Annotated in this window: 12 protein-coding genes and 1 riboswitch; of the genes, 6 read left to right on the top strand and 6 right to left on the bottom strand. The window is 35.6% G+C overall.

The genetic code is table 11. The features are described 5' to 3' along the window. Positions 1-81: 81 nt before the first annotated feature. The 4 genes from ABDZ84_RS08530 to ABDZ84_RS08515 all read right to left on the bottom strand — a co-directional run bounded on the left by ABDZ84_RS08530 (position 82) and on the right by ABDZ84_RS08515 (position 2,621). Complete coding sequence (locus ABDZ84_RS08530) at positions 82-225, bottom strand: hypothetical protein (protein WP_162986365.1); 144 nt, start codon at positions 223-225, stop codon at positions 82-84. Between the two features lie 24 nt (positions 226-249). Next, the gene (locus tag ABDZ84_RS08525) at positions 250-1,308 is read right to left on the bottom strand and encodes a methyltransferase domain-containing protein (RefSeq protein ID WP_026679870.1); all 1,059 of its coding nucleotides are present in this window, start codon (positions 1,306-1,308) and stop codon (positions 250-252) included. A gap of 18 nt (positions 1,309-1,326) precedes the next feature. Beyond that, positions 1,327-2,211 carry a permease gene (locus ABDZ84_RS08520; RefSeq protein WP_026679871.1) on the bottom strand — a complete coding sequence of 295 codons (885 nt, stop codon included), beginning with the start codon at positions 2,209-2,211 and terminating at the stop codon, positions 1,327-1,329. Between the two features lie 89 nt (positions 2,212-2,300). Next, a complete protein-coding gene (locus ABDZ84_RS08515; RefSeq protein WP_026679872.1) occupies positions 2,301-2,621 on the bottom strand; it encodes an ArsR/SmtB family transcription factor in 321 nt (106 codons plus the stop codon). A gap of 875 nt (positions 2,622-3,496) precedes the next feature. Here ABDZ84_RS08515 and ABDZ84_RS08505 point away from each other — a divergent pair. The 3 genes from ABDZ84_RS08505 to ABDZ84_RS08495 all read left to right on the top strand — a co-directional run bounded on the left by ABDZ84_RS08505 (position 3,497) and on the right by ABDZ84_RS08495 (position 4,630). After that, complete coding sequence (locus ABDZ84_RS08505) at positions 3,497-3,679, top strand: hypothetical protein (protein ID WP_026682868.1); 183 nt, start codon at positions 3,497-3,499, stop codon at positions 3,677-3,679. 107 nt (positions 3,680-3,786) lie between these two features. Further along, positions 3,787-4,053 (top strand): hypothetical protein, encoded by a 267-nt coding sequence (locus ABDZ84_RS08500; protein ID WP_051388454.1) that lies wholly within the window; start codon positions 3,787-3,789, stop codon positions 4,051-4,053. 346 nt (positions 4,054-4,399) lie between these two features. Further along, a complete protein-coding gene (locus tag ABDZ84_RS08495; RefSeq protein WP_026682866.1) occupies positions 4,400-4,630 on the top strand; it encodes a hypothetical protein in 231 nt (76 codons plus the stop codon). 251 nt (positions 4,631-4,881) lie between these two features. On the opposite strand, the gene adhE is transcribed toward ABDZ84_RS08495, so the two are convergent. Continuing rightward, the gene (gene adhE, locus ABDZ84_RS08490) at positions 4,882-7,476 is read right to left on the bottom strand and encodes a bifunctional acetaldehyde-CoA/alcohol dehydrogenase (RefSeq protein ID WP_343781076.1); all 2,595 of its coding nucleotides are present in this window, start codon (positions 7,474-7,476) and stop codon (positions 4,882-4,884) included. Positions 7,477-7,531: 55 nt separating this feature from the next. Then, positions 7,532-7,762, bottom strand: coding sequence for a hypothetical protein (locus ABDZ84_RS08485; protein WP_121604616.1), 231 nt, complete (start codon positions 7,760-7,762; stop codon positions 7,532-7,534). A gap of 693 nt (positions 7,763-8,455) precedes the next feature. Between ABDZ84_RS08485 and pflB the strand changes: the two genes are divergently transcribed. The 3 genes from pflB (at position 8,456) to ABDZ84_RS08470 (ending at position 13,533) form a co-directional block, all read left to right on the top strand. After that, positions 8,456-10,711: a formate C-acetyltransferase gene (pflB, locus tag ABDZ84_RS08480; protein ID WP_121604617.1), complete on the top strand. Its 2,256-nt coding sequence runs from the start codon at positions 8,456-8,458 to the stop codon at positions 10,709-10,711. A 280-nt stretch (positions 10,712-10,991) separates the two neighbouring features. Beyond that, positions 10,992-11,741, top strand: coding sequence for a pyruvate formate-lyase-activating protein (gene pflA, locus ABDZ84_RS08475; protein ID WP_121604618.1), 750 nt, complete (start codon positions 10,992-10,994; stop codon positions 11,739-11,741). Positions 11,742-11,906: 165 nt separating this feature from the next. Continuing rightward, positions 11,907-12,007: riboswitch (purine riboswitch) on the top strand. A gap of 191 nt (positions 12,008-12,198) precedes the next feature. Continuing rightward, positions 12,199-13,533, top strand: a complete 1,335-nt coding sequence (locus ABDZ84_RS08470) for an NCS2 family permease (RefSeq protein ID WP_343781075.1) — start codon at positions 12,199-12,201, stop codon at positions 13,531-13,533. The last annotated feature ends 365 nt before the right edge of the window (positions 13,534-13,898 follow it).

The raw sequence follows: 13,898 nt of genomic DNA, 5'->3' as shown, positions 1-13,898 counted from the left end.
TTCCAGCTATCATTTTTTGATAACTGGAATCTTTTTTAACTTCATAAGGGCTAGTTATGTCCCAGCCCCTTGAATTACTAATTAGCAACAATTATTATTATTTTTCTCTTTTTTAGCTTCTGATTCATGCTCGTTTTCTTTACTGTCTTCAATTTGCACAGAGCAACATTCTTGTTGTTTCGGCTTTAATTTAGAGATTGCTTTTTTAAAGCTGCTTTTTTCCAATCTTATCACCTCCTTCTAAAGAGATTAACAATTACAAGTGGATGCACAACATTCATCATCATTGCTGATGTGGTGTTTATCTCCATCTATAAAATCAAAAAGTTGTGAGTATGGTTCCTTTTTCAATATATTAAAAGTTTTTTCACATACATAAGTTCTTTCACCTCTTTGATAAATGTGATCATCGTCATCTTCGATATGTTTAAATGGCCCTTTATAAATGACAGATTGCCCCTTATCAAGACAAGCTCCGTCTTTTCCTTTGTATGCTGTAACTGTCATGCTTCTAAAATCTATGTCTTTAATTGTTGTCCATGTTTCCATGCGTTTATCAATGGTAATACCATAAAACCCTGCATTTTCGAATGCAGTTATAAATTTCTTTTCTTCCATTGCTCCCGAATAGCAAGCACTCCATAGATTTTCATCCTCTCTCAATTCCTGTGGAACTTCCGTATTTGAAACAATATCCGATATGACAGCTTTGCCACCTTTCTTTAAAACTCTATATATTTCATTAAATAATTGCTCTTTTTCTTTAGTTGAAACAAGGTTTAACACACAATTGGAAATAACAACATCTATGCTATTATCTTTAATCATTGGAAAGCTTTCTTCTAAATGAAAGATGTAATCGTTAATTGAATTAAAATCAGTTAGACTAGCTACTGGATTTTCTTTTATATACTCATCTACCTTATTTAAGTCTAATTTCAAGTTTTGAATCTTCCCTTTATGAAAAATGACATTGTCATAACCTAGAGTATCAATTATTTCCCGTTGATATTTTTTAGCAAGGGAAAGCATATCATCATTCATATCTACACCAATGACTTTTCCAGTTTTCCCAACAATTTGAGATACGATATAAGGAACTTTTCCACCTCCACTACCTAAATCTAAAACGGTGTCTCCTTCTTTAATTTTCCCTAAAGGATCTCCACAACCATAATCTTTTTCTATAATTTCCTCTGGTATAATCTTGAGGTACTTCGTATCGTATTCTACAGGACAGCAAAGATTTTGTTCATGATTAATAGCAGCATTACCATAGCGCTTTATAACTGAAAATTCCATACTCATATACTGATCACCTCTCCTTTAAAAAATTAGATTTACGATGAGACCAGTTGCCATAGCTACAATTAAAATAGCTGCTATAAATGCAACTAAGAGTTTCTTTTTAAATAACTTAGATAATAAGGCAACTTCTGGGATGCTAGCCCCTGCTCCTCCAATAACTAAAGCAATAACTGTACCCATTGACATTCCTTTTGAAACAAGAGCTTCTGCTATAGGTAACATCGTTTCTGGTCTGATATACATTGGTATGCCAATAAGCGAGGCGATGAAAACAGAGAAAATGCCGTCACCACTTGCATACTTCGTAATGAACTCAGTTGGTATGAACCCATAAATAAAGGCACCTATGAAAACACCAATGAATAGATAAGGAAGCATTGGGTAAAGAAATGCCCATGCGTCATTTAATGCTTGCTTTATTCTAGATCCTTGTTTATTACTAAAGAACCCATCACCTTTTACTGTTACTCCTTTATATGAATCTAATAAATGTAATTTTGAAAATATAAATCCAGTTAATATGCTAAAAATACTTAGAACAACAATATACACAATTGTGATTTGCCATCCTATAAGAGCCCATAACATAAATACAACTACTGGATTCATTAAAGGGGACGCGATAAGGAAACTCATAGCAGGCCCAAATGGAACGCTTGCATTTAATAATCCTGCCAAAATAGGTATCGTTGAACATGAACAAAATGGTGTTATTGCACCAAAGAATGTTCCTAACACATAATTAACGGCATTGTTTGGACGATTTAATAATCTTTTTATTTTTTCTTCTGATACTACTTGTTGGATTAAACTAACAATAAAACTGACAGCTATAAACAACGCAAGCAATTCAAAGAATAGCATGAAAAATGTTTGGATAAACTCTAAAATTGTATCTGACATTCGTATAACTCCTCACTTTTATAAATCAAATAATTTTGATTAATAAATCAATAAAATTTGATTTATTGAGTAGATAAGTAAGACACTTGTTAAAAGATCTTACAACAAGTATCTTCGGTTAAAACAAGCTGTATTTGTTCTTCATTAATTCTATAATAATTCCATGTTCCATGCTTTTCTGAAATCAGTATATTGGCATTTACTAATTTTTTTAGGTGATAAGAAAGTTTAGATTGTTTTAAATCTAATTTTTCTTCTAAATCACAAACACATAAGTTTTTATGAGGACTTTTATTAATTTCGTTTAAAATCTTAAGTCTTATTCGATCAGCTAAGGCGTTAAACATATTCTCATAAAAGTCGAGAGCTTCATCATTGCTTAATTCTTTTACATTTTTAATTCGTTCCATATTTTTCACCTCGCTTATAAATCAATTTTTTTTGATGTATAAAATGTAAATCAAACTTACAAATTTGTCAATACTTAATCCTTAAAGTATTCCTAAAGCTAGTACAAGATTAGCTTTAGGAGGGGAGATTAGAGATGAAAAGACAAGAGTTAACGAAAATCATAGATTATAAATTATACTTTACATCCAACAGCAAGTAAGTCAGACATGGAGAGCTTTTTGCAACCAAACGGTTAATGGGACATCAGTTGTAATTTGGAGAGCAGCATACTTTCTGATTAAAAATAAGAAGAATCGGAGCAACGTTCAAGCAACTAGCTACGATATCATTTCCATAAAATGGTACGCAATGAATTGCGCGTTCTTGGATCATGGAATGCTCTATAAGCGCCTTTTCCAGGAAAAGAATGGAATGCAGCCTTACACTATATGAGTACAGGTCAACTAAATGTAAAACCGTTGATCTCTCATAGACTCGAACTGGAAGACGGTCCTGAAACTTTTCATCAAATAATAAATAGACTGGTTGACTTGGTAAAGGTAATCATTCAACTAGGAAAAGGCAACTGTAAATGGGGAAGTGCTAGGGAAAAAAGAGTTCAAAACTATTTCAGCTATCATTTTTTAAATACGAATGTGTATTGTATTCAAACGAAGAATGAGGCATTTACATGTTTCCTATTTCATTAACGATTTAGTTCAAATTTTCGTTTTGATTTTTCGAAGTATATGGGACATTCCACCCCAACCACGGATTAGGAGATACAAGCCTTCGTTTTATTGATATTGCTAAATATGAAAGAATACATTTATAATAGAGTGTATTAGAAGAATAAGGAATAATTAGGAAATAATGTTCGTGATAGGAGGGAAGTATGTTTAAATACAACATTGGATTTCCAATACTTTTGTTTGTTACTATAACATTAAAGCAATTCTTCTTTAATAATTATATTAATTGGATAGATAATATTGGCCTTTCCATTTTAGTATTTTTATTTTATAACTTTTGGGAATGGTCAAAAAAATCATATCAATGGCATAAAGATAAAAACTAGAATAGTAGCTTGGCTTTTAGCAAATACGTACTGGTGCAAACAGAATTGTGTCTGTATTATTTAAACTGCCCATAACACTTAATAAGTAGTATCAATGAGGTGGTAATATGAAAAATAATAGGTTAAAGAAGTTTATCTTTTTAGGTTCATTTTTAGGGATTATTGGGTTATTATTAATTTTTTTTAGTAATAGTATGGGAATGGCTTTCGGGGATGGTTGGCTGGTAAAGTCTGATTATGCTGACTCCTCTATATATAATTTTCAAGTAAAAGCAAATACAAATAAGTTTTTAGTAATAGGTGGTATCCTTTTTGGAATTGGCCTTACTACAGTTCTACGTGGTTATTACAAGGAATTACATAATAAAGAATAGAAGAAATGCTGTTTTTTTAGTACCACTATGCAGCGATCGGGCGCTTTTCAGAACACGGAAGGCGTTTTTTTATAGTCTTGGAAATTATAAAATTTGCCCGTGTAGATAAATATGGGCGTGTTGAGCCGCGTTCAGCTCCAGCGAATCGCCCTAACCTAAGTCATCATCGGCTCGCAAGCTACCGAGATTCCTTTATTTCCGTTGACTCGCCCTAGTCACTACGTTTCTAATGAGCGCTTACGCTTTTGTTCCTTTTTTGGTTATTTTATCGAAACATGAAACATGGATCCAAGTTAATACGTATTGTATGATGCATGCAAAAATATAAATAGCAAGGATTGATTTTATGTTATGGATAATTACACAAAATAAACAAAGCTTGATGAATGTAAAAGAAGTTACTGTCAATGGAAAAAAGATAGAAGGGATCATTGGCAGTGCGAGTTTGGATGAATGGAGTAAAGTTTTGGGGAAATATGAATCAAACGAAAGAGCTGTAGAAGTTCTTGATCAAATAGTTAGGAAACTAGAAGAAAGTAATGGTATCTCAGTGACATTTACGATGCCTAAAAATTAAACACGTATTCAAATAAAAGAGCGTAATTCTTGAAGTGAGAATAGTGCTCTTTGTGTTATGAGGACCATATTGTTAATCAAGCTTGTTAAATACTATTGGTTTTCATAATCGAATAATTAGCTGAATGCGTATTCTCTAGTTAAATGTCTGATTGGTTTAAGGGCCTTGGGTCATACCCTTGTGGTACTAACAATCAGTGGGGAAAACAAAACCCCCACTGATTGAAGTTTCACTCTATATTTTAGGAGAAACTACCCTTTATACGCATTGCGATATACTTCAGTTAACTCCTTAACAAGTGGCAATTTAGGGTTAGTTATTGTACATTGATCTTCGAAAGCACGGTCTGCAAGATAGTTTACTTTTGCTTCGAAAGCATTTTTATCTACGCCATTTTCTGCGATACTCATTGGAATGTCCAATTCTTTTGCCAATTTATAAATAGCTTGAACTAGGCTTTCAACGCCTTCTTCTGTTGTGCTTGCAGGCAATCCTAATATTTTAGCAATTTCGGCATAACGTTTGTCAGCAATAAAGTATTCGTATTTAGGAAATGACACAAACTTCGTTGGTTTTTTCGCATTATAGCGAATAACATGCGGCAAAAGTATCGCATTGGCACGACCATGCGCAATATGGAATTCTGCCCCTAGTTTGTGTGCAAGACTATGGTTAATACCTAAGAATGCATTTGCAAATGCCATTCCAGCAATGGTAGAAGCGTTGTGCACTTTTTCTCTTGCTAATGCATTGTTACCATCTCGATAAGCTTGTGGTAAATAATCAAAGACAAGCTGAATGGCTTTAATTGCGAGCCCATCTGTGTAGTCATTTGCCATATTAGAAACGTAAGCTTCGATCGCGTGTGTTAAAACGTCCATCCCAGTGTCAGCTGTTACTGTTTTAGGAACAGTCATCACAAATTGTGGATCAACAATGGCTACGTCTGGTGTTAATTCATAATCTGCTAACGGATATTTTACATTGTTTTCTTTATCTGTAATAACAGAGAAAGAGGTGACTTCAGATCCAGTACCAGAAGTGGTAGGAATTGCAACAAATTGTGCACGTTGACCTAGTTCTGGATATTTGTATGCACGTTTACGGATATCTAAGAACTTTTGTTTTAAACCATTAAAGTCTGTTTCTGGATATTCATGGAATAACCACATTCCTTTGGCCGCATCCATTGCTGATCCACCACCAAGCGCAATAATTACATCTGGTTGGAAGTTATCCATTGCAGTAGCACCACGTATAACCGTGTCTTTTGATGGATCTGGTTCTACATCAGAGAAAATTTCGCAGTGTACATAATCTGAACGTTTACGTAAGTGATATAGGACTTTATCAACATATCCTAATTTAACCATCATGGGATCTGTTACGATAAATGCTTTAGAGATCCCAGGCATTTTTGCTAAATACTGTACTGCATTCTTTTCAAAATAAACTTTTGGTGGAATTTTGAACCATTGCATATTAACATTCCTTCTCGCCATTTTTTTTATGTTAATTAAATGCGTTGCCCCTACGTTTGTAGATACAGAGTTTCCGCCATAAGAACCACATCCAAGTGTTAAAGATGGCAAATAAGCATTGTAGATGTCACCAATTGCCCCTTGAGAAGAAGGAGCATTGACAATAATACGTCCTGCTTTCATTCTTCTCCCAAACGCATCTATGGTTTCTTTATTTTCAGAATGAATAACTGCAGAGTGTCCTAAACCACCAAATTCAAGCATTTCTTCTGCACGTTTAAATCCTTCTTCGTTATTGTTTACTTTATAAGCTGCGAGCACTGGACTTAATTTTTCATGAGAAAGTGGATGGTCCGGTCCAACACCTGTTAATTCAGCTACAAGAATTTTTGTATCTTCAGGTACTTTAACGCCTGCCATTTCAGCAATTTTTACAGGCTCCATACCAACAATGGAAGGGTTAACGGTGCATGTGTCGTTAATAACAAGTTTTTCTACTTTTGCTTTTTCGGTAGGGCTTAAAAAGTAAACCTTGTTATCAATCATTTCTTGTTTTACTTGATTGTAGATTTCTTTATCAACAATAATTGCTTGTTCTGATGCACAAATCATACCATTGTCAAATGTTTTGGAAAGAATAACATCATTTACAGCACGTTTAACGTTAACTGACTTTTCGATATAGCAAGGAACGTTACCAGGACCTACACCTAAAGCAGGTTTACCAGAGCTGTATGCTGATTTAACCATTCCAGGCCCACCTGTTGCCAAAATAGTTGCTATACCATCATGCTTCATTAATGTTTGAGTCCCCTCAATAGATGGATTTTCAACCCATTGAATACAATTTTTTGGTGCACCAGCTATTACTGCTGCATCATACACAACCTTAGCTGCAGTGGAGCTGCATTTTTGTGCAGATGGGTGGAAAGCAAAAATAATAGGATTTCCTGTTTTAATAGAAATAATGGATTTAAATAATGTTGTTGAAGTTGGGTTAGTTACTGGTGTTATCCCAGCAATAACACCAATTGGTTCAGCGATTTCTACTATACCTTCATGTTCGTTCTCTCTAATTACACCAACTGTTTTATCATATTTTATATTATGATACACATATTCGGTTGCGAAAATATTTTTAATGATTTTATCTTCATATATACCACGTCCAGTTTCTTCAACGGCTAATTTCGCAAGTTGCATATGTTGGTCTAATCCTGCAAGTGCCATTTCCTTAACGATGTTATCAATTCGTTTTTGATCTAGATTTTTCATTTCTGTTAGTGCTTCTTGTGCATTTTCTACTAATTTGTCAATGCTCTCTGTAACAGTTGTTGCTTGTTTTTCTTCTAATGTTGTAACCATTAGAATACCTCCTAATTTTATATGTGAAATATTGAGCATGTTATCTCAAAAAAAATTAATGCATTACTGACGGATTACGGGGTACTTTGACAAAAGAAATATCTTTAAAAATACGCGTGTTTGGCTTGATTACCACAACATAATGCTTCGTCCAAATATAATTTGGTGTGTCTTGATTTTCTTCAAAACACATAGCTTCAAATGCATCACCGACTTGTTGTTCAAAGCGTTCTTGTGTGTAAGATTCAGCGTCTGTGCTAAACTCTTTCCACTCGTTTAGAATCATATTTTATCCCCCCTTCGCATTTTCTGATTTCATCATAACATCTATTTAGGATTACAAAATAACGGATTTGTGATAAAAATGTGAAAAAATCACATATAGACAGAAGGATTCTTTTTGGAAGAGGAATACAAACATGATTATGTGACATCTTTAATCGCTTTCCAGTAAAAGAATCAGTTATATTGATCCCGCATGTAACTGGCAGTAAGCCCCCACCTCAAGCAATGAGGAGAATCCAAGTATGGATAAGTAGTGGGTCCAGCTGTCAGTAAATGTCCGATTGATTCGGGCCTACACGGAAGTAGGTCACAAAGGCGTTGCCACAGGACGTGGCGAATGAAGCCTTTGTACGTATATATTTAAGTAAAAACCGGATGGAAGTTTAACTCTATCTGTATTAGTTTTAAAGTGAGAAATATTTAAACAGTGTATTTCAGTCCAGCTACACATTAATATAAATCCTTTTGTAATTAGATTGAATCATTACTATATCAATATTTTATAGGTGTACTTATCATGTATTTTATTGGCATATTTGCTTATGCTAGAATTTGAACATTTTTAGAACTTTGATTATAACAGGCCGAAAATGTGATGTTTTTCACTTTTTTTTATGTACGAAAAGGTATAAAATTAAATTAAGATATATTTGTGAAATATTTCACAAATAGAATCAATGAGGAGGTATAGGAAATGAAAGTAGCAGAAGAAGTTACACAAAGAGTTCCTTGGGATGGCTTCCGTGAAGGTAGATGGCAAAAGGAAATTGATGTCAGAGATTTTATTTTGAAGAATTTTACGTTGTATGAAGGAAATGAAGCATTTTTAGCAGCTCCTACTGATGCTACAAAAGCATTATGGGACAAAGTAATGGAATTAACCAAAAAAGAACGCGAAAACGGGGGAGTATATGATTTAGATACGAAGATCGTATCTACCATTATTTCACATGGCGCAGGGTATCTGGACAGAGACCAAGAAAAAATAGTTGGTGTCCAAACAGATGAACCCTTCAAACGTTCTTTACAACCCTTTGGTGGTATTCGTATGGCAGTAGCTGCTGCAGAATCGTATGGATATAAAATTGATGATGAAGTAGTAAAAACATTTACCGATTACCGGAAAACGCATAATCAAGGTGTATTCGATGCATATACACCAGAAATTAGAACAGCAAGAAAAGCTGGAATTGTAACTGGTTTGCCTGATGCATATGGACGTGGACGTATCATTGGTGACTATCGTCGTGTTGCATTATATGGTGTGGATCACTTAATTGCGGAGAAGAAAAAAGAACTTGATTTAATTGGTAATGGAACCATGACAGATGATGTTATCCGTGATCGTGAAGAAACTTCAGAGCAAATTCGCGCCTTACAGGAATTAAAACAACTTGGTAAAGCATACGGTTTTGATATTGCAAAACCGGCAATAACTGCACAAGAAGCTTTCCAATGGTTATATTTTGGTTATCTTGCAGCTATTAAAGAACAGAATGGTGCTGCTATGAGTCTTGGTCGTGTATCTACATTCTTAGATATTTATATAGAGAGAGATATTAAAAATGGTGTTATAACAGAAGAAGAAGCTCAAGAATTGGTAGATCATTTTGTTATGAAGCTACGCCTGGTGAAATTTGCTAGAACACCTGAATATAATGAACTGTTCAGTGGAGATCCAACTTGGGTCACAGAGTCATTAGCAGGTATCGCGGAAGACGGGCGCCCGCTAGTTACAAAGAACTCTTATCGATTCTTACACACATTAGATAATTTAGGACCAGCACCAGAACCAAATTTAACTGTACTATGGTCTACTAAATTACCTGATAACTACAAAAAATACTGTGCTAATATGTCTATCAAGACTAGTTCCATTCAGTATGAAAATGATGATTTAATGCGCGAACATTATGGTGATGATTATGGTATAGCATGCTGTGTATCTGCTATGCGTATCGGTAAGCAAATGCAGTTTTTTGGTGCACGTGCAAATCTTGCAAAAGCACTGCTTTATGCCATTAACGGCGGAGTGGATGAAAAATTAAAAATACAAGTAGCTCCAAACTATGCACCAATCACTTCAGATTATCTTGACTATGAGGAAGTAAGAGAAAAATATGATACCATCTTAGATTGGTTATCAGGGCTATATGTAAATGCGTTAAATATCATTCACTATATGCACGATAGATATAGCTATGAACGAATTGAGATGGCACTACATGATCGCGAGGTATTACGTACGATGGCATGTGGTATTGCCGGACTTTCAGTTGTTGCTGATTCATTAAGTGCGATTAAATATGCACAAGTGAGAGCGATTCGCGATCAAGATGGTATTGTCGTTGATTACGAAATCGAAGGAGACTTCCCTAAATATGGTAACAATGATGATCGCGTAGACGAAATTGCGGTAGATGTAGTGAAAACATTTATGAACAAAATCAAAAAACATCACACCTACCGAAATTCTGTTCATACGCAGTCTATTCTTACGATTACTTCTAATGTTGTATATGGTAAGAAAACTGGAAATACACCAGATGGACGTAAAGCAGGTGAACCATTTGCGCCAGGTGCTAACCCACTTCACGGTCGCGATAAAAACGGGTCTCTCGCTTCTTTAAGCTCAGTCGCTAAAATGCCATATGAATATTCCATGGATGGAATTTCTAATACATTCTCGATCGTGCCAAAAGCATTAGGTAAAGATGAAGAAACTAGAAAAGCAAACTTAGTTGGTATGTTAGATGGTTATGCTGTAAAGCATGGTCACCACTTAAATGTTAACGTGTTTGATCGAGAAACATTACTGGCTGCAATGGAACATCCAGAAGAATATCCACAGTTAACTATCCGTGTATCTGGATACGCAGTTAACTTCATTAAATTAACAAGAGAACAACAAATGGATGTAATTCATCGTACGTTCCATGAAAGTATGTAAAATAAAGTGAGGCTTCCATTATTGTAGGATTATGGATGATGGGGCTGTGGTAAAGAGGTTGGGACATAGCTGAAATGGTTCCTTAAAAGACGATCATCCAGAATATACGTAGACATCTCCGTTTGGTGAACCACTCCGTGTGATTTGCCGCCCACGGAAAGTGGCGTATATTTCTGGAGCAGTGTCGTTGCATCGAGCATCATTTCTAATTGTTCGTTCCCCCCTTCATGCGAACTTTTTGTCCCAGCCCCTTTAAAATCTAGCAAGGAGGGCGAGTAAGATGAACGGACGAATTCATTCAATAGAAACGTGTGGTACCGTTGATGGACCTGGTCTACGATATGTAATATTTACACAAGGGTGCTTATTACGTTGTAAATTTTGTCATAACCCTGACACGTGGAAAATGGGAGATGGAAAAGAAATGTCAGTAGAAGAATTAGTAAAAGACATTAAAGATTATCTCCCATTCTTCCAAGCTACTAATGGCGGAGTAACTGTAAGTGGTGGAGAGCCGTTAATTCAAGCTGACTTTTTAGTTGAATTATTTACGGAGCTAAAAAAGCTAGGAATACACACTACTATTGATAGTTCCGCTGGCTGCTTTAGTCGCTCTCCACGCTTTATAGAGACTTTAGATAAATTATTAGAGGTAACAGACTTAATTTTATTAGATTTAAAGCATATTGATCCAGTCGAGCATAAAGAATTGACTGGCATGTCAAATGAACACATTATTGATATGGCCAGATATTTAGATCAAAAGAATATTCCTGTCTGGATTCGTCATGTTTTGGTACCTGGTGGTAGTGATAATGATGAATATTTGCAGCGGTTGTCTGATTTTATTGCCACTTTAAATAATGTGGAAAAAATTGAAGTATTGCCTTACCATAAGTTAGGTGTATACAAATGGGAAAACCTTGGTCTTGCTTATCCGCTTGAAGGTGTCGAACCACCGACAGCAGAGCGGGTGAAGCATGCAGAAGATATATTAAATCGATCTTATTTAATGGTAACCAAGCAATAAAAAATAAGTTCTATCAATCTAATAGTAATAGTAGATGAGAAAATTGACATGATAGTGTTTTAACATCATCTGCATGCTTGAATTTGAATAATCGAACGAAAGATGTCTGGAATTTATTAACGTTCGCATTTTGTTGACATTTATTGAAATTGATCGTATGATTATCCTAGGTTTTAATGATAAATGCGTATAATTTCGGGGATATGGCCCAGAGTTTCTACCAGACCGCCGTAAATGGTCTGACTACGCAAAATGTTTATGAATGAAGAACTTATTCTATGATTATTTTTGTTATTTTACGAAAAACATTCATCTCATTTTGCATAGTAAAAGAGCGCTCATTTGGTCATATGACGATAGAGCGCTCTTTTATTGTCACCTTTTCATGAAACGTGTATGGTGATTGCAGGAGTGGTCTCCCCCGAATAATGTGTCAGTATATGAAGGGGGAAGAATTGTGAAGAAGTTTTTTCGTTTTGAGGAGTTACGTACGAATTATCGTACAGAATTTATGGCAGGATTAACGACTTTCTTGGCCATGGCATATATCCTCTTTGTAAATCCCTCTACGTTAGCTCTTGTTGGGATTGAAGAATTACCTGATGGCGTAACACGTATGGATCAGGATGCGGTGTTTGCTGCTACTGCAATTGCAGCGGCAGTAGGGTCGTTGTTTATGGGAATTATAGCTAAATATCCAATAGCATTAGCGCCTGGAATGGGCTTAAATGCATTTTTTGCGTATACAGTTGTTCTTGGTTATGGGGTTCCATGGGAAACTGCACTTGCGGGAGTGCTGGCATCTGGACTTATTTTTATTGTACTTACGTTAACAGGACTCCGCGAAAAAATTATTAATGCCATCCCGGCGAACTTAAAATTAGCTGTTGGAGCTGGTATAGGTTTTTTCATTGCTTTTATCGGTTTTCAAAACTCAGGTATTATAGTTGGTAATGAGGCAACCTTACTAGCATTAGGTGATTTAACTTCTCCAACCGTCTTACTTGCTGTATTTGGGATTGTCGTATCTGTAATCCTAATGGCTATTGGTATAAGAGGTGGGATCTTCTATGGAATGATTATTACAGCTGTTGCTGGGATGGTTGTTGGACTGATTGCATCGCCGACGGGACTTGATGGTATCGTTGGTCATGTGCCAAGCCTTGCACCAACGTTTGGTCAAGCCTTTGCACATTTCGGGGATATTTTTACACTACAGATGCTAGTTGTGATTTTAACGTTTCTATTTGTTGACTTTTTTGATACTGCTGGAACTTTAGTTGCTGTAGCAAATCAAGCTGGATTAATGAAGGATAATAAATTGCCACGTGCTGGTAAGGCGTTATTTGCAGATTCAGCAGCGACGGTTGTAGGAGCCACAGTTGGTACTTCAACGACTACATCTTATGTTGAGTCAACAGCAGGAGTAGGAGCTGGGGGTCGCTCTGGTTTCACAGCTGTTGTGACGGCATTATTTTTCCTATTGGCATTGTTTTTTTCGCCTTTACTAAGTGTCGTTACATCAGAGGTTACAGCACCAGCATTAATCATCGTTGGTGTGCTCATGTCTTCTGCGCTAAAGGATATTGAATGGGATCAATTTGAAATTGCAGTACCGGCATTCCTCATTGTGATTGCAATGCCGCTAACGTATAGTATCGCAACTGGTATTGCTATTGGCTTTATTTTCTATCCGATTACGATGCTTCTTAAAGGGCGTGCCAAAGAAATACATCCAGTTATGTACTTCCTATTTATTATTTTTATTCTGTATTTTATTTTCTTAAGCTAATTTATAATAAGGATAGGATTATTCAAATAAAAAATTGGAATACAAGTGAATGCTGTGGGAAGTGTAATAGCGTGAATTCGGTGTTTCTGTACGTATTTGTACAGACGGATTTTTCCACGAGGAGCGCGGGTGTATTCCAGATGTAGCTAAGGAGCTGTTCGTTTGGGACAGCTCCTTAGCTTGTAGAGAAACTCTTGTGTTTACAAGCATTACTCACTACTCACGGGTAGGCTGAGCCTGAGACAAAAGAATGAAGAAATGATAAAAAACGAATGCTAATTAGTTGTAATTAATTAGGTACCGACCCCCTGAAGTTAGAGTAAAAAATCTAATTTCAGGGGGTGTTTTTGTGGCTAAATATAGTG

Origin of the sequence: Virgibacillus salarius, assembly GCF_039521925.1 — a bacterium.
Classification (GTDB): Bacteria; Bacillota; Bacilli; order Bacillales; family Amphibacillaceae; genus Virgibacillus; species Virgibacillus salarius.
The sequence above is the reverse complement of the archived record's forward strand: the minus strand, read 5'-3'. Positions and strand labels throughout refer to the sequence as shown.